The sequence below is a fragment of the Microbacterium algihabitans genome (assembly GCF_032464975.1).
Lineage (GTDB): Bacteria > Actinomycetota > Actinomycetes > Actinomycetales > Microbacteriaceae > Microbacterium > Microbacterium algihabitans.
On record NZ_JAWDIU010000005.1, the window covers coordinates 251,072 to 270,366 of the forward strand.

Consider the following 19,295-nt stretch of genomic DNA (forward strand, 5'->3'; position numbering starts at 1 on the left):
TCCCGGGGCACCGTCGTTCGTGGATCAGACCAGCGAACGCAGCACGTACTGCAGGATGCCGCCGTTGCGGTAGTAGTCGGCCTCACCGGGGGTGTCGATGCGGACCACGGCGTCGAACGTGATGGTCTGCTTGCCCTCGGGCGAGAACTCGCTCGGCTCGGCGGTGACCTTCACGGTCTTGGGGGTGACGCCCTCGTTGAGCTGCTCGAGCCCCTCGATCGAGATGATCTCGGTGCCGTCGAGGCCCAGCGACTTCCAGCTCTCGCCGGCGGGGAACTGCAGCGGGACGACGCCCATGCCGATGAGGTTCGAGCGGTGGATGCGCTCGAAGCTCTCGGTGATGACCGCCTTCACGCCGAGGAGCTTGGTGCCCTTGGCCGCCCAGTCGCGCGACGAGCCGGAGCCGTACTCCTTGCCGCCGAAGATGACCAGCGGGGTCTCCTGCGCCTGGTAGTTCTGGCTCGCGTCGTAGATGTACGTCTGCGGGCCGCCCTCCTGCGTGAAGTCGCGGGTCCAGCTGCCCTCGATGACCTGACCGTCGTTGACGGCGGCGACCATCTCGTTCTTCAGGCGGATGTTGGCGAAGGTGCCGCGGATCATGACTTCGTGGTTTCCACGACGCGAGCCGTAGGAGTTGAAGTCCTTCTGCGCGACGCCGTGCTCCATCAGGTACTGCGCGGCGGGGGTGCCCGCCTTGATGTTGCCGGCCGGGCTGATGTGGTCGGTGGTGACCGAGTCGCCCAGGGTCGCCATGACGCGCGCGCCGGTGATGTCGCGCACCGGGTCGGGCTGCATGGTCATGCCCTCGAAGTACGGAGCCTTGCGGACGTACGTGGAGTCGGCATCCCACTCGAAGATCGGGCCGGTCGGGGTGGGCAGGTTCTTCCAGCGCTCGTCGCCCTCGAAGACCGTGGCGTACTGCTGGATGAACTGCTCGCGCGAGATCGACGCGTCGATGATCGTCTGCACCTGGTCGGGAGCGGGCCAGATGTCCTTCAGGAAGACGTCGTCGCCGTTCTGGTCCTTGCCCAGGGCGTCGGTCTCGAAGTCGAAGTTCATCGAGCCGGCGAGGGCGTACGCGACCACGAGGGGCGGCGAGGCCAGGTAGTTCATCTTCACGTCGGGGCTGATGCGGCCCTCGAAGTTGCGGTTGCCTGAGAGGACGGCCGTGACGGCGAGGTCGTTCTCGTTGACGGCCTCGGAGACCTCTTCGATGAGGGGTCCCGAGTTGCCGATGCAGATCGTGCAGCCGTAGCCGACGGTGTAGAAGTCGAGGCCCTCGAGCGCCTTGTCGAGGCCGGACTTCTCGTAGTAGTCGGTGACGACCTTCGAGCCCGGTCCGAGCGTCGTCTTGACCCACGGCTTGCGCTTGAGGCCCTTGTCGACGGCGTTCTTGGCGAGCAGGCCCGCCGCGATCATGACCGAGGGGTTCGAGGTGTTCGTGCACGAGGTGATCGCCGCGAGCGTGACAGCACCGTTGTCGAGCAGGTACGACTGTCCGTCGGGCGTGGTGACCTTGACGGGCTTCGAGGCGTTGACGGGGTGGCCCGACGAGATGAGCACGTCGCTGTCGGTGACGTCTTCGTGCTCTTCGCCCGGGACCGAACCCGGGTCGGATGCCGGGAACGTGCCGTCGACCTCGAGATCGACGATCGAGTCGGAGATCGAGGTGTCGGCGTAGTTGAGGATGTCCTTCTCGAACTGCGACTTGGCCTCGGACAGCAGGATGCGGTCCTGGGGGCGCTTCGGGCCGGCGATCGAGGGGACGACCGTCGACAGGTCGAGCTCCATGAATTCGCTGAAGGCCAGCTCGCGGTCGGGGTCGTGCCAGAGCTTCTGCTCCTTGGCGTACGCCTCGACGAGCGCGATGGTCTGCTCGTCGCGGCCGGTCAGGCGCAGGTAGTCGATCGTGACGTCGTCGATGGGGAACATCGCGGCGGTCGAACCGAACTCGGGGCTCATGTTGCCGATGGTGGCGCGGTTGGCCAGCGGCACCGAGGCGACGCCCTCGCCGTAGAACTCGACGAACTTGCCGACCACGCCGTGCTTGCGGAGCATGTCGGTGATGGTGAGCACGACGTCGGTCGCGGTCACACCGGCGGGGATCTCGCCGCTGAGCTTGAAGCCGACGACGCGCGGGATGAGCATCGACACGGGCTGGCCGAGCATGGCCGCCTCGGCCTCGATGCCGCCGACGCCCCAGCCGAGCACGCCCAGGCCGTTGACCATCGTGGTGTGCGAGTCGGTGCCGACGCAGGTGTCGGGGTACGCGCGGAGGACCTCTTCACCGGTTACTGAGCTTGTCGAAGCACGGTCGTAGACGACCTTGGCCAGGTGCTCGATGTTGACCTGGTGCACGATGCCGGTTCCCGGGGGAACGACCTTGAAGTCGTCGAACGCCGTCTGGCCCCAGCGCAGGAACTGGTACCGCTCGCCGTTGCGCTCGTACTCGATCTCGACGTTGCGCTCGAGGGCGTTCTCGCTGCCGAACAGGTCGGCGATGACCGAGTGGTCGATGACCATCTCGGCGGGCGAGAGCGGGTTGATCTTGTTCGGGTCGCCGCCGAGGGCGGTGACGGCCTCGCGCATGGTGGCGAGGTCGACGATGCAGGGCACACCGGTGAAGTCCTGCATGACCACGCGGGCGGGCGTGAACTGGATCTCGGTGTCGGGCTCGGCCGTGGGGTCCCACGAGCCGAGCGCCTGGATCTGCTCCTTGGTGACGTTGGCACCGTCTTCGGTGCGGAGCAGGTTCTCGAGCAGCACCTTCAGGCTGAAGGGGAGCTTCTCGTAACCGGCGACCGTGTCGACCCGGAAGATCTCGTAGTCGGTGCTGCCGACCGTCAGGGTGCTCTTTGCACCGAAGCTGTCAACCGTGGACACGATCGTCTCCTTCGTCGGCGAATGCGCAGGCTTCAGGCCCGCATTTCTCCATCTTCCCCGTGCCGCTCGGTCGAAACCAGGAAGGTCGACCTAACCGCGCAGGGCGTCGGATTTATCTTGATGTCAAGATATTATCAGGACTCGCGCCTGGGGTGCAGAGCACGCGCCACGAGCCACGTCACGGCGAGCATCGGCGCGAACAACGGCAGGCCCATCACGATCTTGAGGGTCCCCAGCGCGGTCACGTCTCCCGCGAAATACAGCGGAAGCTGAACGGCCAGGCGCGCCGCGAAGAGCGCGGCCCAGGCGATCGACAGCCACGTGTAGGCGCGGCGCTTGCGCTTGTCGGCGCGCCACCGCGTGCCCTCGCCCAGCAGGTACCCTGCGGCGAGACCGATCAGCGGCCAGCCCACCAGCGCCGACACGAGGAAGGCCGTGCCGTACGCGCCGTTGGTGAAGAAGCCGAGCACGAAGTTGTCCTGCCCGCGGCCGGTCACCAGCGAGAGCACGGCGGCGCCGACCGTGGCCAGCAGACCGCCGATCGCGGCACTCGGCGGCGACTTCGCGATGAGACGCGCGAGGGTGAAGACCACCGCGAGACCCACAGACACGCCCAGACTGAGCCACAGGTTGCCCTGGCGCGTCTCGGGGTCGATGGTGACCGTGAAGAGCACGACGAACGCCAGCGACGGCAGGACGGATTCCAGGATGCCGCGCACCCCGCCCATCGCCGCCCAGACGGCCGCGCCGGTGCTGGAGTGCTTGGCGGGGTCGAGGCCCGCACGGCGCGCGGCGTTGCCGAGTGCGGCGCTCACGCTGTCGGCCGCCGACGGCGGGTCGAGGGGGACGCGGTCGTCCTCGCGCCCGGGACGGACGGAGTCGTCGCTCATGCCGTGCCGGGGGTCGACGGCATCCGGAGAGGAATGAGATCGCGCGGGGGCATGGGCGACGAGCCGCGCACCACCACGATCGAGCGGAAGAGGTCTTCGACGGCGGCCGCGGCCTCGACGTCGCTGGTCGCCGCTCCCCCGATGACGCCGCGGAGGAACCAGCGCGGTCCGTCCACACCGACGAAGCGCGCGAGGCGCTTGCCCGCGCCGTCGGCTCCGGCCACGGGGACCTCGGCGAGTAGCTCCGGCCCGAGCGGGCCCTCACGCTCTTCGACACGGCCGCCCTGCTGCTTCACCTGCTGGCGGATCTGCTCGCGCGTCTCCTCCCAGAGGCCGCTCGTGCGCGGCGCGGCGAACGGTTGCACCTGCAGGGTGGACTCGGCGTAGTCGAGACCGACGGCGACGATGCGCTTGGTCTGCTCCTCGACCTCGAGACGCAGGTTGAGGCCCTCTCGCGGCAGGATCTTGATGCCGCCCAGGTCGATGTAGGGGCGCACGGGGTTGGCCTCGGACTCGTCGAACGGGCCCGCGTTCTCGCGGTCGAGGGGCGCGCTCTTGGTCGCGGGGGCCAGATCGGTGCCCGCCTCGTCTGCGGCGGTGGTGGTGGTCTGCGACTCGTCGTCGGTCATCGGGTGCTCCCTTGCAAGCTCTGGTATCCGCTCGATCCGAAACCGCCGTCGCCGCGCACGCTGTCGGGAAGTTCGTCGACGGGGACGAAGCGCACGGGCGGGACGGGCATCACGATGAGCTGGGCGATGCGGTCTCCGACCGCGATGTCATAGGCCTCGTCGAGGTCGGTGTTCAGCAGGGCGACCTTGATCTCGCCGCGGTATCCCGCGTCGATGGTGCCGGGCGAGTTCACGATGGTGATGCCGTGCTTGGCGGCCAGGCCGCTGCGCGGAACCACGAACGCGGCGTATCCCTCGGGCAGCGCGATGCGCACGCCGGTCGACACGAGCGCGCGCCGGCCGGGCTCGAGGCGGACGGCCTCGGCGGCCGTCAGGTCGGCTCCGGCGTCGCCGGGGTGGGCGAAGACCGGGGGCTCGGATGCGACAATTGGGACGTCCACCGTTTCGGTCACCCCCCGAGGGTAATGCAGAAGAGGAGGTGCGGCATCCGCACCGCAGCCGAGTACCGCGAGCGCCTGAGTCCGTCGTTGTGGGCGCTGGTGGCAGCCGCCGTCTGCGGCCCGATGGCCGCCGTCGTCTTCTCGCCGCTCGACACGACCCTCGCCCTGTTCATCGGGCTGGTGGTGTCGGTCGCGATCGTCGTCGCCCTGCTGGCGTTCTCGCCCGTGGTGGAGGTGCGCGACGGGGAGTTGCGAGCCGGTCGCGCGCACATTCCCGTCGATCTGCTGGGAGTTCCCGCCGGCGTCGTCGCGGAAGAGGCCCGCACCGCCCGTGGGAGTGGTCTCGACCACCGGGCGTGGCATGTGATCCGGGGCGGGATCGACGGCATCGTCACGGTACCCGTGACCGACCCCGACGATCCGACCCCGATGTGGGTGGTGTCCACCCGCACGCCGGACCGCCTGGTGGCGGCGATCCAGCGCGCTCAGGTCAGGCTGCGCACTCCAGGCAGATGAAGCCGGGGCCGCTCTCTTCGGCGATCTGCGAACGGTGCTTCACGAGGAAGCAGTTCATGCAGGTGAACTCGTCTTCCTGAGGGGGAAGCACGACGACATCGAGCTCGATGTCGGAAAGGTCGGCGCCGGGCAGTTCGAAGCCCGAGGGGTTGTCGGCATCCTCGTTGTCGATCGACCCCGACGCCTTGTCGGGCACGCGCTCCTTGAGGGCCTCGATCGACTCGCTGTCGTCCTCGGTCTTGCGCGGTGCGTCGTAATCGGTTGCCATGCGTGCAGGTCTCTACTTCCGGATTTCGTGGTGCTGTGCCCTATCGGGTGCCCGATCGGGCGGCCATAGTTTGCATGACCCGATCCCGATAAGCAAATGCTCGCCGGTGGGCGTGCGTGTCCTGGCGAGACGGGAAACTCGCGGCGCGCCCGCGATATTCCCGAAAGCACGGGGCGCGCATGTCAGCATGGGCCCTGACCGCAGATCGGAGGGGTGTTTCGTATGGAGCAGCTCAAAGTCATCGGAACCGAAGATGACGTCCTCGTCGTGGCGACGCAGGCGGGCGAGCGATTCGCCCTCGCCATCGACGATGTGCTGCGCGCCGAGGCGCGCCGCGCACGCCGCGACCGCGCCGACGACGATCGTGCCCCCCGGCCGAGCCCCCGCGAGATCCAGGCGCACATCCGCTCCGGGATGTCGGCGCGCGAGGTCGCGACTCTGCTGAACGCCCGCGTCGAAGACGTCGAGCGTTTCGAGGGCCCGGTGCTGGCCGAGCGCGAGCACGTCGTCGCTCAGGCCCTCGCCGTGCCCGTGCTGCTGGGCGGCACGCTCGAGCACGACGCCCCCGTCACGTTCGGCGCCGCCGTGCGCGCGAAGCTCGCCGAGGCCGGAGCGTCGGCCGAGCGCTGGACGAGCTGGAAGGAGAGCACGGGCTGGATGGTCAAGCTCGAGTTCACCGCGAACGGCATCGATCACGACGCCCGCTGGAGCTTCGACCCGCGCCGCAGCAGCCTGTCGCCGCAGAACGCCGATGCGATCCAGTTGTCCCGCCAGGGCTCGCTGCCCGAGGGACTCATCCCTCGACTGCGTGCGCTCGACAGCATGACCAAAGACGACTCGCGCTTCGACAGCGGAGCCTTCGGCCCGCGTCGTCTCGACATCGACGACGAGCCGGGCGTCGAGGCCACCGGTCCCGTCGCCCCGGCCGTGCAGGCCGCGGCCATCAAGCGCTCCCCCGACGCCCCGGTCGCCTCATCCGAGACGGCCGATCTGCTCGAGGCCCTGCGTCGGCGCCGCGGACAGCGCGAGCCGCTTCCGGGCGTGACCGAGGTCGAGCCCGAGCCGCGTCCTTCGGCCCCGCCGGTGGCGCTGTTCGACGCCGCGGAGTCGGGCTACGTCGACGACGCCGACGAGAAGACGTCGGAGCCCGAGCGCCCGCAGGCGGATGGCGCGCGACGCACGAAGGGTCGTCCGTCGATGCCGTCGTGGGACGAGATCGTGTTCGGCGCCCGCTCCGACGAGAGCTGACACCCCGCCGTCCTGCGGATCGGACATCCGACCCGCGGGACGAGTCGTGCCTGTCGACGGCGCGTCGCGCGTGAGATCCGCACGACGGCATCCGGATGCCGCGTCTCGGCCTCGCGTCAGGCGAAGGCGCCGAGGCGCAGGAGCGGCACCGTGCGCTCCTCGTCGGTGAGCGATCCGTGCTGGCCGACCATGCGCTGTGGTCGTTTGTCGGCCTCGCGGTCGTCGTAGTAGGCGAATCGGCCGCGCGCGGCCACGAGCACGTCTCCGATGCGGGGGCGCACCTCGTCGTCGACCCGGCCGAAGAGCCCCGCGTCGATCGCCTCGTCGCGGGTCATGACCCAGGCTCGCGCGGCCTCGCTCTCGCGCCAGACCGCGGCCACGGCATCCGCCCGCCCCTCGGCCGTGTACAGGTGGAGCATGCGCGGCTCGCCGCCCACGATCTCGACGCCGTCGAGCAGTGCGTCGCCCTCGCGCAGCAGCACGTGCTTGTGCGCCGGCACGTCGACCATGCCGTGATCGGCCGTGACCAGCACGCCCGTGTGCGCGTCGATACCCTCGGCGAGGCGTCGAGCCGCGGCATCCACCCGCTCGAGAGTGTCGGTCCAGCGGTCGGACTCCCACCCGTCGCGATGACCGGCGGTGTCGAGTTCGGGGGCGTACAGATACGTGATCGATCCCGGATGCCGCGCCGCCAGGTCGGCCGCGAGAAGTACGCGCTCGTCGAGATCGTCGGAGGGGAAGAACTCCGCCCCGCGCAGCGTCGCCTCGGTGAAGCCGGTGCCGGTGTACGAGGGGCGGGACACGACGAAGCTCGGTCGTCCCGCGGCGGCGTGGCGGGCGAACAGTGGCTCGCTGCGCTGCCAGGTGTGCGGGTCGAGGCCGTCGGTCTCCCACCCGTGCAGCTGGTTGGGCGCCAGATCGGTGCCGGGGATGCGGGCGCGGTAGCCGACGATGCCGTGCACGCCCGGATCGGTGCCCGTCAGCAGGCTCGACAGAGCCGCCGCGGTGGTCGAGGGGAAGACGGTGCGCGCCACGTCGCGCCGGCCCCCGACCGAGCCGAGGAAGCGCGCGTGACCGCGACGGGCGGCGAGGTTGTGCGAGCCGAGGCCGTCGATGAGGAACACGATGGCACTGCGCGCGGGGCTGAACCACTCCGATTCGCCGGCCAGGGCGGCGATCGACTGCTCCACCACACCGGTGAGGCTCCGGGAGCGCGGCGGGTCCGCCGGTAGGCTGAGTGACATCTCGGCAAGTCTTCCACACGACTCCCGATCCCCGTCCTGACGCGACGCCCGCCCGACCCGAGGCCGCACCTATGCCCGATTCCCGTTCCTCCTCATCCGCGACGTCACCCGTCGTCGAGCGCATCGAAGACGTCGATGTCTCGACCGAGATGCAGGGGTCGTTCCTCGAGTACGCCTACTCGGTCATCTACTCGCGGGCCCTCCCCGACGCCCGCGACGGACTCAAGCCGGTGCAGCGCCGCATCCTGTACCAGATGGCCGAGATGGGGCTGCGGCCCGACCGCGGGCACGTCAAGAGCGCCCGCGTCGTCGGCGAGGTGATGGGAAAGCTCCACCCCCACGGCGACGCCCCCATCTACGACGCCCTCGTGCGCCTGGCCCAGTACTTCTCGCTGCGGGTGCCTCTGGTGGACGGCCACGGCAACTTCGGCTCGCTCGACGACGGTCCCGCCGCGCCCCGGTACACCGAGGCGCGCCTCGCTCCCCCGGCGATGGCGCTGACCGAGAACCTCGACGAGGACGTCGTCGACTTCATCCCGAACTACGACGGTCAGTTCCAGCAGCCCGAGGTGCTCCCGGCCGCCTTCCCCAACCTGCTGGTCAACGGCGCGACGGGCATCGCGGTCGGCATGGCGACGAACATGGCGCCGCACAACCTCATCGAGGTCGTCGCCGCCGCGATCCACCTGCTGCAGCATCCGGATGCCACCGTCGAAGAGCTCATGGAGTTCGTGCCCGGCCCCGACCTGCCTTCGGGCGGCATCATCGTGGGTCTCGACGGCATCAAAGACGCGTACACGAACGGTCGCGGCACGTTCCGCACTCGCGCGAAGGCCTCGATCGAGTCACTCGGTCCGCGCCGCACCGGCATCGTCATCACCGAACTTCCCTACCTCGTCGGCCCCGAGCGCGTGATCGAGAAGATCAAAGACGCCGTGCAGGCGAAGAAGCTGACGGGCATCGCCGACGTCACCGACCTCACCGACCGCAACAACGGCCTGCGCCTGGTGATCGGCATCAAGACCGGCTTCGACCCCAAGGCCGTGCTCGAGCAGCTCTACCGCCTCACGCCCCTCGAGGACTCCTTCGGCATCAACAACGTCGCCCTCGTCGACGGCCAGCCGCAGACCCTGGGCCTGCGCGAGATGCTGCGGGTGTACATCGATCACCGCATCCGCGTCGTCACGCGGCGCAGCGAGTTCCGCCTGGCGCGCAAGCGCGAGCGCCTGCACCTGGTCGAGGGTCTTCTCATCGCGATCCTCGACATCGACGAGGTCATCCAGGTCATCCGCTCGTCCGATGACAGCGAAGAAGCGCGCACGCGCCTGCAGGAGGTCTTCGACCTCTCGCACCCGCAGGCCGAGTACATCCTCGAGCTGCGGCTGCGTCGCCTCACGAAGTTCTCGCGCATCGAGCTCGAGGCCGAGCGCGACCAGTTGAACGCCGAGATCGCGCAGCTGGTCGAGTTGCTGGGCAGCGAGACGCTGCTGCGCCAGCAGGTGGCGAGAGAACTGGATGCCGCGGCCGACGCTTACGGCACCCCGCGCCGCACGATGCTGCTCAACGGCGGACCTGTACAGCCCCGTTCGGCGAGGGCCGCGGCCGCCGCCGTCGATCTGCAGATCGCCGACGCCCCGTGCCGCGTGTACCTGTCGGCCACCGGACGCATGGTGCGCGCCGAGCTCGTCGCCGACGCCCCCGCCGGCGGTGTGGTGCCGCCTGCGCGCCGGTCGAAGCACGACGCGATCCGTTCGTCGGTCGACACGACCACGCGCGGCGACATCGGCGCGGTGACCTCCGCCGGGCGTCTCGTGCGCTTCTCGCCGGTGGACCTGCCGTCCGTCCCCGCCAACTCGGTGCAGGTCGCCGCGGGCACGAAGGTCGAGCAGTACCTGGCGCTCGCGAAGGGCGAGAAGGTCGTGGCCCTGGTGCCTCTCGTCGACTCCCCCACCATCGCGCTCGGCACCGAGCAGGGCGTCGTCAAGCGGGTCGCCGCGACCGAGCTCGGCACGAAGGACGAGATCGAGATCATCTCGCTGCGCGACGGCGACCGGGTCGTGGGCGCCGCTCCCGCCGGCGACAACGCCGAGCTCGTGTTCATCGCGAGCGATGCGCAGCTGCTGCGCTTCGAGGCCTCCTCCGTGCGACCCCAAGGACGTTCGGCGGGCGGCATGGCCGGCATCCGCCTCTCCGACGGCGCACGGGTGATCGACTTCGCCGTCGTCGGGGCCTCGGCCTTCGACGCGGTGGTGGTGACCGTCGCCGGCTCGTCGGCCGCGCTGCCGGGCACCGATGCCGGGAGCGCCAAGGTCTCGGCCTTCACGGAGTTCCCCGCCAAGGGGCGCGCCACCGGCGGAGTGCGCGCGCAGCGCCTCCTGCGCGGCGAAGACGCCCTCGTGCTCGCGTGGGTCGGCACCGATCCCCGCGCGGTGGGCCCCGACGGCTCGGTGCGTGCGCTGCCGGATGCCGGCGCCAAGCGCGACGCCTCAGGTCAGCCCCTCGACGCCGTCGTCGGCGCGATCGGCACCGTCGTCCGCTGAGCCCGCGGCCCGGCGGGGCCGGGTCGGTCGCGGCTGCCGTCGTGCGGACGCGGGTGCCGACACGCCGGTCCGGCCGTCGGCGGGACGGCGTGTCGGGGTTCTCGTCCGCAGGACGGCGGCGGGGCGGCGGCAGAGCGGTCGCGGGCCGTGTGAGACCCTCGTGCGGACGCCGTCGGCGACATGCCGGTCCGACCGGCCGAAGCGGCGGCATGTCGGGGGCGGAATCCGCAGGACGGCGGCGGAGGCCGTGTGCTCGACCGTCGTGCGGACGCGGGTGCCGACACGCCGGTTCGGCCGTCGGCGGGACGGCGTGTCGGAGTTCTCGTCCGCAGGACGGCGAGCCCGCTCGACGACGGACCCCGGCAGGCTCAGACGTCGATGCGCTCGCGCGCCAGGCGGTCGCTGGAGTCGATGATGAACTCGCGGCGCGGGGCGACGTCGCTGCCCATGAGCAGGTCGAAGACGGATGCCGCGGCCTCCATGTCCTGCACGCGCACGCGGCGCAGCATACGGCCGGCGCGGTCCATGGTCGTGGTCGCGAGCTGGTCGGCATCCATCTCGCCCAGACCCTTGTACCGCTGGATCGGCTCCTGCCAGCGCTTGTTGCCGCGCTTGAGCTTGGCGAGCAGGGCGTGCAGCTCCTGCTCGCTGTAGGTGTAGATCGTCTCGTTGGGCTTGGAGCCCGGATTCATGACGATCACGCGGTGCAGGGGCGGCACGGCGGCGAACACGCGGCCTTCTTCGACCAGGGGTCGCATGTACCGGAAGAACAGCGTCAGCAGCAGCGTGCGGATGTGCGCGCCGTCGACGTCGGCGTCGCTCATCAGGATGATCTTGCCGTAGCGCGCGGCGTCGAGATCGAACGAGCGGCCGGAGCCGGCGCCGATCACCTGGATGATCGAGGCGCACTCGGCGTTCGACAGCATGTCGCTGATCGAGGCCTTCTGTGTGTTGAGGATCTTGCCGCGGATGGGCAGCAGCGCCTGGTACTCGCTGTTGCGCGCGAGCTTGGCCGTTCCGAGGGCGGAGTCGCCCTCGACGATGAACAGCTCGGAGTCGTTCACGTCGTTGGAGCGGCAGTCGACGAGCTTCGCCGGCAGCGACGACGACTCGAGGGCGTTCTTGCGCCGCTGCGTCTCTTTGTGGGTGCGCGCCGAGATGCGCGCCTTCATCTCGGAGACGATCTTCTCGAGCAGCTGTGCGGTCTGCGCCTTGTCGTCGCGCTTGGGCGAGGCGAAGCGCGCCGCGAGCTCCTTCTGCACGACGGATGCCACGATCTGACGCACTGCGGGCGTGCCGAGGATCTCTTTGGTCTGGCCCTCGAACTGCGGCTCGGGCAGGCGTACGGTCATGACGGCCGTGAGGCCGGCCATCAGGTCGTCTTTCTCGATCTTGTCATTGCCGACCTTGAGCTTGCGGGCGTTCTGCTCGACCTGCGCGCGCAGCACCTTCATGAGCCCCTGCTCGAAGCCCTGCTGGTGCGTGCCGCCCTTGGGGGTGGCGATGATGTTCACGAACGAGCGGGTCGTGGTGTCGTAGCCGGTGCCCCATCGCACCGCGATGTCGACCTCGCACTCGCGCTCGACCTCGGTGGGGATCATCGAACCGCCGGGCTGCAGCACCGGCACGGTCTCGGCGAACGTGCCGGTACCGGTGAGCCGCCAGGTGTCGGTGACCGCGGCGTCGGGCGCAAGGAACTCGGCGAACTCCGAGATGCCGCCGTCGAAGCGGTAGCTCGTCTCGACGCGCTCCTCGCCCCGTTCGTCTTGCACGACGATCTCGAGGCCCGGCACGAGGAACGCCGTCTGGCGCACGCGCTGCACGAGCTCGTCGAGACCGAACGCGGCGTCTTTCGTGAAGATCTGCCGGTCGGCCCAGTAGCGGATGCGCGTGCCGGTGACTCCGCGCGGCGCCTTGCCCACCACGCGCAGTTCGCTGCTGCGCTCGAAGGGCGTGAAGGTCGAGTCGGGGGTGTCGCCCGCGAACTGCCCGGGCTCGCCGCGGTGGAACGACATCGCGTAGGTCTTGCCGCCACGGTCGACCTCGACGTCGAGGCGCTCCGAGAGCGCGTTGACGACCGAGGCGCCGACGCCGTGCAGACCCCCGGATGCCGCGTACGAGCCGCCGCCGAACTTGCCGCCGGCGTGCAGCTTGGTGAAGACGACCTCGACACCCGTGAGGCCGGTGCGGGGCTCGACGTCGACCGGGATGCCGCGGGCGCGGTCGCGCACCTCGACACTGCCGTCGGCGTGCAACACGATGTCGATGCGCGACCCGTGGCCGCCGAGGGCTTCGTCGACGGAGTTGTCGATGATCTCCCAGAGGCAGTGCATGAGACCACGCGAGTCGGTGGACCCGATGTACATGCCCGGGCGCTTGCGCACGGCTTCGAGGCCCTCAAGGACCTGCAGATGATGGGCGGAGTACTCGGACGTCACGATTTCCCAGCGTAATCGGGGGTACCGACATCGCCTGCCAGACACACAGCGAGGTCGGGTCACCGTACGCGCACAGCGAAATGTGATCAAGCCGCGGCATAAGGGAAACATCCGCGTGGTTGTATATGGAGACTCGCCCACGACCACCTGAGGAGGGCACCCGACATGACCACCACGACTGCACCCGAAGCGTCAGCCGTCCTCGATCACCGCCTGACGGCGGCGGATCGCTGCGACTCCTGCGGCGCGCAGGCCTACATCGCCGCCGAGGTGAACGGCAGCGAGTTGCTGTTCTGCGCACACCATGGCCGCAAGTACGAAGAGAAGCTCCGTAGCATCGCCACCTCGTGGCACGACGAGACGGCGCGACTCAACGCCGCCGACTGAGACCATCACGTCGGAACGGGCCCCGCGCACTCCTTCGAGTGCGACGGGGCCCGTTCCGCGTTTCAGGGGGCGGTCGAGACGTAGGTGCGTGCGACGGTCGGTGAGACGCGGAGCGCGATCTCCTCACCGATGGTGTCGATGAGTTCGGCGAGATCGGTCGCGCTGGAGAGGGCGCCGGGACCGAAGAGGGCGATCTCATCCCCCGGCGCGGCGCCGGCCCACGGCGCGAGCACCGTCTCGGTCGGCGCGATCGCCTCGACCCGTCGCGGTCCCTCGGGGGCGAGCACGTCGAAGCGTGCGCCCAGAGCGCTGGGCAGCCCGTGCAGGCTCCCCACGTCGAGGTGCACGCCCGCGGCGTCCACGGTCGTCACGGTGGCCCACAGCGTCGCGATCGGTTCGATGCCGAGCTCCTGCTCCCCCGGGCCTCCGGAGGGACGGATGCCGTACGAGAACGCGCCGACCCGCACGAGGTCTTCGCGGAACTCGCCCCTCGCGAAACCGGCCGCGCTGGCGGCCAGGTGCGAGAAACGCGGGTCGAGTCCCGCTGCGCGGGCCGTCTCGCGCGCGGCGAGGAACAGCGCTCGGGCGTCGTCGTCATCGGCATCCGAGGCCTCGGAGATGTGCGACCAGATTCCTTCGAACGCCACGCGCCCCGCCGCGACCAGCGTTGCGGTCTGCGCGAGAGCGGCCTCCCACCGTTCCGGACGGATGCCGTTGCGGTGCAGGCCCGTGTCGACCTTGAGGTGCACGCGGGCGGGCCGATCGGCCTCGAGCCGGGAAAGGTCGTCGAGGAGCGCTTCGTCGCCGATGCCGAGATCGAGGTCGGCCGCGATGCCCGCTGCCAGATCGTCGGCTCCGCCGATGAGCCACACGAAGATCCGCACGTCGGGCCCGGCGATGCGCCGGACAGCGGCCCCCGTGACCACGTCGAAGGCGCCGATCCAGCGGACGCCCTCGGCGACGGCGCGCGTCACGATCGGCTCCAGCCCGTGCGCGTAGGCGTCGTCCTTGACGACGAGCATGTGCGCCGCGGGAGCCACGGCCTCGCTCACGCGACGAAGGTTGCGCGCGAAGGCGTCGAGGTCGACGCGGTAGACGGCGCTCATGCGCTCACCCGCCGATCGGCACGGACGCCGACGAGGGCGACGATCTCCGCGGCGCCGAGGTCCGTGGCATCCGTCCACTCCTCCAGCGAGGGATGCCCCTCGGCCGGGTCGCCGAAGAAGACGACCTCGGCCCCGCGCTCGACGGTCGCGTCCTCGACGTCGACCACGCAGACGTCCATCGCGACGCGCCCGACGATGCGATGCCGACGTCCGCCGATCGCGACGGTGGCGGCATTGCCGAGAGAGCGCACCACGCCCTGGGCGTAGCCACCGGTGACGAGGGCCACGGTGGTGTCGTGGGGCGCGCGATGCGTGTAACCGTACGAGACGCCCTCCCCGCGCAGCAGCGGCTTGGTGCCCAGCGCGCGCCCGCGCAGCGACAGAACGGGCTGCGCGTGCGAGCCGGGCATGCCGAACAGGACCGCGGCATCGAGAGGGGCGGCATCCATTCCGAGATCCTCCAGCACCGAACGCACCCACTCGGCACCGTGCCCCCACGCGTCGGCGGCGAGCACGTCGTCGCCGCCGGTCGCGATGCCGGCGGCGAGGGCGAGGGGCGCGTTGCGGCGCAGGGCGGACTCGGAGACGAGGGCCACGGGTGCCACTCCCCCGGCCTCGGGCAAGCGGGCAGGGAGCGTGGAGGTCACCCCTCTAGACTAACGAGGTCCGTGATCCCCGACCCCGGAGCCTCATGCCTCACAAGGGTTTCTCCCCCGTCACGCGCCTCCGCTACCTCGCCGGACGCGCCCGCCGCATCGATGTCGGCTCGGTCGTCGAACGAGCCAAAGAGGCCTCGAGCCAGCACGGCAAGGCCCTGCCGCTCGTCGTCGCCGACATGCTTTACCAGGCCGGTGTGAAGAACGTCGGCTTCCAGGACTACATCGACTACGACTTCGCGATCCTCACCCCCGCCGAGCGCTCCACATACATGACGCACCCGGTGTCGAACCAGATCTCGCAGAAGTACGACCACCCCGACTACCGCGGCCTGTTCCAGGACAAGGTCGAGTTCGACCGGAAGTTCAGCGAATTCCTGCGCCGCGAGTGGATGGTGCTGGATGCCGGCAACGCCGACGACCTGCGCGCCTTCACCGAGCGCCTCGGCACCATCGTCACCAAGGAGCCGGTCGGTCAGGCGGGCACCGGCGTGCACCGCTACCACGCGGCCGAGGTCGACGACTGGAGCGCTTTCCACCGCGGACTGCTCGAGCGCGGCGAGATCCTCGTCGAAGAGGTCATCCGCCAGCACGACGACCTCGCGGCCGTCTGCCCCGGCACCGTCAACACCACTCGCGTCACCGCGTTCTTCGACGGACAGAAGACCCACATCCTCGCCATGGCGCAGAAGTTCGGCCGCGGCGCGGTCAGCGACCAGATGACCTTCGGCGGCTTCTACACGATGCTCGACGAGAACGGCCACGCCCTCGGCGCCGGCTACGACTCCCACGGTCACGTGCACGAGCTGCATCCCGACTCGGGCGCGCGCATCGCCGACTTCCAGCTGCCGATGATCGACGAGGTCAAGGCGTTCGTCGACGAGGTCGCGCGCGTCGTTCCGCAGGTGCAGTACGTCGGCTGGGACATCGTCGTCGGCCCCGACGGCCCTGTGCTCGTCGAGGGCAACTGGGGCGCCGGCGTGTACGAGAACAAGCCGAGCGTGACCGGCATCCGCACCGGACACAAGCCGCGCTACCAGGCCGCCATCGGGTTCTGATCCCGGATGCCGAGAGGCCCGTCCCCCGCGTGGGGCCGGGCCTCTTCTGCTCGGTGCGGGAGGTCCCTGAGCTTGTCGAAGGGTCCGGGGCCGGCGTTGGGCTCCGGTGGCTTCGACAGGCTCAGCCACCTGGGTTCGGGGAGGGCGTGGGGTCCGGTGGCTTCGACAGGCTCAGCCACCTCGGTTGGGAGGTCCCTGAGTTTGTCGAAGGGTCCGGGGCTGGCGTCGGGTCCGGTGGCTTCGACAGGCTCAGCCACCTGGGTTGGGAGGTCCCTGAGCTTGTCGAAGGGTCCGGGGGCCGCGACAGGCTCAGCCACCTCGGTTGGGAGGTCCCTGAGCTTGTCGAAGGGTCCGGGGGCTGCGACAGGCTCAGCCACCTCGGTTGGGAGGTCCCTGGCTTCGACAGGCTCAGCCACCTGGGTTGGGGAGGTCCCTGAGCTTGTCGAAGGGCCCGGGGCCGGCGTGGGTCCGGTGGCTTCGACAGGCTCAGCCACCTGGGTTCGGGGAGGGCGTGGGGTCCGGTGGCTTCGACAGGCTCAGCCACCTGGGTCCGGGGCCGGCGTGGGTCCGGGTGCTGCGACAGGCTCAGCCACCTGGGTTCGGGGAGGGCGTGGAACCCGGTGGCTTCGACAGGCTCAGCCACCTCGGTTGGGAGGTCCCTGAGCTTGTCGAAGGGTCCGGGGGCTGCGACAGGCTCAGGCACCTCGGTTGGGAGGTCCCTGGCTTCGACAGGCCCAGCCACCTCGGTTGTCGAGGTGACGGCATCCGGGAACGCGAAAGGCCCGCCCCGCGAACGGGACGGGCCTTCCGACGAGGTGTCTCAGGTGTGGCGCACGATGCCGAGCGGGGTCGACTCGTGGCCCTGACCGAGCGGGTTGTCCTTGAGGATCGCGACGAGGCGCTTCTCGCCGGCCTTGTCCATCGTGGAGCCGAGGATGTTGCCACCCAGGTCGTTGATGTCGACCACGGCCACCTGCAGGTCGCCGCCGAGCAGCGACTTGAGGCGGGCGGCCACCTCGCGGGGGCGCTCGGGTCCGAGCACGACGGCCTGGTTGTACGGCGGGATCGTGCCCTTGGTCGGACCGTCGATCGCGCGCGCCTTGTCGCCCGCGATGCGGTAGAAGTCACCCTTGCGCCCGAACGCCTTGGTCACGGCCGAGACGGCCGCGGCGAACAGGATGCGGGGCGTTCCGCACTCGCGCAGCGCCATCTCCATCGTCTCGGGCATGCCCAGGCCGATGCCGTAGGGCGTGCGGGTGACGTACTTTGACAGGAAGAGCGCGAGCTTGCGGGGCTTGATCGTGTCGAGCTTGAACGATCGGCCCTGCGTGATCGCGACGATCTTCTCGGTGACGAACAGCAGGTCGCCCGGCTGCACGGCATCCTTCGCGTACTCGAGGATGAACGCGTCGAGGTCGTCGCCCGGCATGACGACCCGCGTGCGGATCGGGATGCGGGCGTACGAGGTGCCCTCGACGGTGACGGTGAGCGCCTTGCCGGCGTTGGCCTCCGCGCTCATTCGAGGTAGTCCCGCAGCGACTGCGAGCGGCTGGGGTGACGCAGCTTCGCCATGGTCTTCGACTCGATCTGGCGGATGCGCTCGCGCGTGACGCCGAACGTGTCGCCGATCTGGTCGAGGGTCTTGGGCTGACCGTCGCCTAGGCCGAAGCGCATGCGGATCACGCCCGCTTCGCGCTCGCTGAGCGAGTCGAGGAGCGACTCGAGCTGGCGCTGCAGCATGGTGAAGCCCACCGCGTCGGCGGGGACGACGGCCTCGGTGTCCTCGATGAGGTCACCGAACTCGCTGTCTCCGTCTTCACCGAGGGGCGTGTGCAGCGAGATGGGCTCGCGGCCGTACTTCTGCACCTCGATGACCTTCTCGGGGGTCATGTCGAGCTCACGGCTGAGTTCTTCGGGCGTGGGTTCGCGACCGAGGTCCTGCAGCATCTGACGCTGGACGCGCGCGAGCTTGTTGATGACCTCGACCATGTGCACCGGGATGCGGATGGTGCGGGCCTGGTCGGCCATGGCGCGGGTGATCGCCTGACGGATCCACCAGGTGGCGTAGGTCGAGAACTTGAAGCCCTTGGTGTAGTCGAACTTCTCGACCGCACGGATCAAGCCCAGGTTGCCCTCCTGGATGAGGTCGAGGAACTGCATGCCGCGACCGGTGTAGCGCTTGGCGAGCGAGACCACGAGGCGGAGGTTGGCGCCGAGCAGGTGGCTCTTGGCGCGCTGACCGTCACGGGCGACCCACTGCAGGTCGAGCCCGAGCTGGCCCGTCTTCTCGGCCGCCGACATGTTCGACAGCTTCTCTTCGGCGAACAGACCGGCCTCGATGCGCATCGCGAGCTCGACCTCTTCGGCCGCGTTCAGGAGCGGGACCTTGCCGATCTGCTTCAGGTAGTCCTTGACCGGGTCGGCGGTGGCGCCGGTGATCTGCGCGGAGTAAACGGGGACGTCGTCTTCGTCGCTCGACGAGATGACGATCGCGCCGGTGGGAAGAGCCTCGGCGGGCGCCGCCGGGGTCTCGTCGTCATCGTCGTCGTCGGTCTTCTTCGCGTCGGGCTTGGCCGCGTCGTCGGAATCGTCGGCGTCGGTGGTGTCGTCGACTTCGAGGTCGACGTCGGCTTCGACTTCGGCGTCCTCTTCGTCTTCGAGGTCGTCGTCCTTCTTGGCCTTCGTCTTCGCCTTCGCCTTCGCGGGCGCAGCCTTGGCCTTGGCGGGGGCCTTCTTCGCGGGAGCCTTCTTCGCGGTCGTCGTCGTCGACGCCGTCACGGTCTCCTCGGAGTTCTCGAGCTCGGTGTCCTTCGCACTCCGGGAGCGGGTCTTGGTTGTCGTGCCTGCCACGTTTCGCCTTTCACCGGGAACGTACGTTGCACGGCCGCCGGTCGTTCTCGGACACTAGTAAGACCCTTGTCAAGTCCCGAGCCGAGGAGCGGGGCTCCTGGACCGGGTGACAACGGGTCAGGTTCTTCATTGTCTCACATCC

16 protein-coding genes are annotated in these 19,295 nt (G+C 69.6%); 5 read left to right on the forward strand and 11 right to left on the reverse strand.

Annotated elements, in window-relative coordinates:
- Window positions 1-24 precede the first annotated feature (24 nt).
- The 4 genes from acnA to dut form a co-directional block, all read right to left on the reverse strand.
- A complete protein-coding gene (gene acnA / locus RWH43_RS14370; RefSeq protein ID WP_316001796.1) occupies window positions 25-2,883 on the reverse strand; it encodes an aconitate hydratase AcnA in 2,859 nt (952 codons plus the stop codon).
- A gap of 134 nt (window positions 2,884-3,017) precedes the next feature.
- Window positions 3,018-3,773 carry a DUF3159 domain-containing protein gene (locus RWH43_RS14375; protein WP_230704647.1) on the reverse strand — a complete coding sequence of 252 codons (756 nt, stop codon included), beginning with the start codon at window positions 3,771-3,773 and terminating at the stop codon, window positions 3,018-3,020.
- On the reverse strand, window positions 3,770-4,402 hold the full coding sequence (locus RWH43_RS14380; protein ID WP_144833555.1) for a DUF3710 domain-containing protein: 633 nt from the start codon (window positions 4,400-4,402) through the stop codon (window positions 3,770-3,772). The genes RWH43_RS14375 and RWH43_RS14380 overlap by 4 nt, the downstream gene beginning before the upstream one ends.
- Complete coding sequence (dut, locus tag RWH43_RS14385) at window positions 4,399-4,854, reverse strand: dUTP diphosphatase (protein WP_186325527.1); 456 nt, start codon at window positions 4,852-4,854, stop codon at window positions 4,399-4,401. Before dut ends, RWH43_RS14380 begins: the two co-directional genes overlap by 4 nt.
- 12 nt (window positions 4,855-4,866) lie before the next feature.
- On the opposite strand from dut, the gene RWH43_RS14390 reads away from it, so the two are divergent.
- Complete coding sequence (locus RWH43_RS14390; RefSeq protein ID WP_144833557.1) at window positions 4,867-5,358, forward strand: DUF3093 domain-containing protein; 492 nt, start codon at window positions 4,867-4,869, stop codon at window positions 5,356-5,358.
- Here the strand turns inward: RWH43_RS14390 and RWH43_RS14395 are convergent.
- Window positions 5,333-5,626, reverse strand: coding sequence for a DUF4193 domain-containing protein (locus RWH43_RS14395; RefSeq protein WP_056231545.1), 294 nt, complete (start codon window positions 5,624-5,626; stop codon window positions 5,333-5,335). The two genes, RWH43_RS14390 and RWH43_RS14395, sit on opposite strands and share 26 nt — an antisense overlap.
- Window positions 5,627-5,848: 222 nt before the next feature.
- On the opposite strand from RWH43_RS14395, the gene sepH reads away from it, so the two are divergent.
- Window positions 5,849-6,874 (forward strand): septation protein SepH, encoded by a 1,026-nt coding sequence (gene sepH / locus RWH43_RS14400; RefSeq protein ID WP_316001797.1) that lies wholly within the window; start codon window positions 5,849-5,851, stop codon window positions 6,872-6,874.
- Between the two features lie 116 nt (window positions 6,875-6,990).
- Here sepH and RWH43_RS14405 read toward each other — a convergent pair whose 3' ends face one another.
- Window positions 6,991-8,118 (reverse strand): alkaline phosphatase family protein, encoded by a 1,128-nt coding sequence (locus tag RWH43_RS14405; RefSeq protein ID WP_316001798.1) that lies wholly within the window; start codon window positions 8,116-8,118, stop codon window positions 6,991-6,993.
- 71 nt (window positions 8,119-8,189) lie between these two features.
- Here RWH43_RS14405 and RWH43_RS14410 point away from each other — a divergent pair, with 71 nt between their 5' ends.
- Window positions 8,190-10,658, forward strand: a complete 2,469-nt coding sequence (locus RWH43_RS14410; RefSeq protein ID WP_144833562.1) for a DNA gyrase/topoisomerase IV subunit A — start codon at window positions 8,190-8,192, stop codon at window positions 10,656-10,658.
- A 368-nt stretch (window positions 10,659-11,026) separates the two neighbouring features.
- Here RWH43_RS14410 and RWH43_RS14415 read toward each other — a convergent pair whose 3' ends face one another.
- The gene (locus tag RWH43_RS14415) at window positions 11,027-13,099 is read right to left on the reverse strand and encodes a DNA gyrase/topoisomerase IV subunit B (protein WP_316001814.1); all 2,073 of its coding nucleotides are present in this window, start codon (window positions 13,097-13,099) and stop codon (window positions 11,027-11,029) included.
- A 162-nt stretch (window positions 13,100-13,261) separates the two neighbouring features.
- Here RWH43_RS14415 and RWH43_RS14420 point away from each other — a divergent pair, with 162 nt between their 5' ends.
- On the forward strand, window positions 13,262-13,483 hold the full coding sequence (locus tag RWH43_RS14420) for a DUF7455 domain-containing protein (protein WP_144833563.1): 222 nt from the start codon (window positions 13,262-13,264) through the stop codon (window positions 13,481-13,483).
- Between the two features lie 62 nt (window positions 13,484-13,545).
- Here the strand turns inward: RWH43_RS14420 and RWH43_RS14425 are convergent, their stop codons facing one another.
- Window positions 13,546-14,589: an alanine racemase gene (locus tag RWH43_RS14425; RefSeq protein ID WP_316001799.1), complete on the reverse strand. Its 1,044-nt coding sequence runs from the start codon at window positions 14,587-14,589 to the stop codon at window positions 13,546-13,548.
- Window positions 14,586-15,236: an alanine racemase C-terminal domain-containing protein gene (locus tag RWH43_RS14430; protein ID WP_316001800.1), complete on the reverse strand. Its 651-nt coding sequence runs from the start codon at window positions 15,234-15,236 to the stop codon at window positions 14,586-14,588. Before RWH43_RS14430 ends, RWH43_RS14425 begins: the two co-directional genes overlap by 4 nt.
- 44 nt (window positions 15,237-15,280) lie before the next feature.
- On the opposite strand from RWH43_RS14430, the gene RWH43_RS14435 reads away from it, so the two are divergent.
- On the forward strand, window positions 15,281-16,303 hold the full coding sequence (locus RWH43_RS14435) for a sugar-transfer associated ATP-grasp domain-containing protein (protein WP_316001801.1): 1,023 nt from the start codon (window positions 15,281-15,283) through the stop codon (window positions 16,301-16,303).
- Between the two features lie 820 nt (window positions 16,304-17,123).
- On the opposite strand, the gene RWH43_RS14440 is transcribed toward RWH43_RS14435, so the two are convergent.
- Window positions 17,124-17,822 (reverse strand): coenzyme F420-0:L-glutamate ligase, encoded by a 699-nt coding sequence (locus RWH43_RS14440; protein ID WP_144833570.1) that lies wholly within the window; start codon window positions 17,820-17,822, stop codon window positions 17,124-17,126.
- The gene (locus RWH43_RS14445; protein WP_316001802.1) at window positions 17,819-19,153 is read right to left on the reverse strand and encodes an RNA polymerase sigma factor; all 1,335 of its coding nucleotides are present in this window, start codon (window positions 19,151-19,153) and stop codon (window positions 17,819-17,821) included. Before RWH43_RS14445 ends, RWH43_RS14440 begins: the two co-directional genes overlap by 4 nt.
- Window positions 19,154-19,295: the final 142 nt, after the last annotated feature.

Excerpts from the sequence above, each read along its gene's own strand:
- RWH43_RS14380 (WP_144833555.1), bottom strand. The coding sequence starts at position 4,402 with ATGACCGACGACGAGTCGCAGACCACCACCACCGCCGCAGACGAGGCG.
- RWH43_RS14390 (WP_144833557.1), top strand. The coding sequence starts at position 4,867 with ATGCAGAAGAGGAGGTGCGGCATCCGCACCGCAGCCGAGTACCGCGAG.
- RWH43_RS14435 (WP_316001801.1), top strand. The coding sequence starts at position 15,281 with ATGCCTCACAAGGGTTTCTCCCCCGTCACGCGCCTCCGCTACCTCGCC.
- RWH43_RS14440 (WP_144833570.1), bottom strand. The coding sequence starts at position 17,822 with ATGAGCGCGGAGGCCAACGCCGGCAAGGCGCTCACCGTCACCGTCGAG.
- sepH (WP_316001797.1), top strand. The coding sequence starts at position 5,849 with ATGGAGCAGCTCAAAGTCATCGGAACCGAAGATGACGTCCTCGTCGTG.
- RWH43_RS14420 (WP_144833563.1), top strand. The coding sequence starts at position 13,262 with ATGACCACCACGACTGCACCCGAAGCGTCAGCCGTCCTCGATCACCGC.
- RWH43_RS14425 (WP_316001799.1), bottom strand. The coding sequence starts at position 14,589 with ATGAGCGCCGTCTACCGCGTCGACCTCGACGCCTTCGCGCGCAACCTT.
- RWH43_RS14405 (WP_316001798.1), bottom strand. The coding sequence starts at position 8,118 with ATGTCACTCAGCCTACCGGCGGACCCGCCGCGCTCCCGGAGCCTCACC.
- RWH43_RS14395 (WP_056231545.1), bottom strand. The coding sequence starts at position 5,626 with ATGGCAACCGATTACGACGCACCGCGCAAGACCGAGGACGACAGCGAG.
- RWH43_RS14410 (WP_144833562.1), top strand. The coding sequence starts at position 8,190 with ATGCCCGATTCCCGTTCCTCCTCATCCGCGACGTCACCCGTCGTCGAG.
- RWH43_RS14375 (WP_230704647.1), bottom strand. The coding sequence starts at position 3,773 with ATGAGCGACGACTCCGTCCGTCCCGGGCGCGAGGACGACCGCGTCCCC.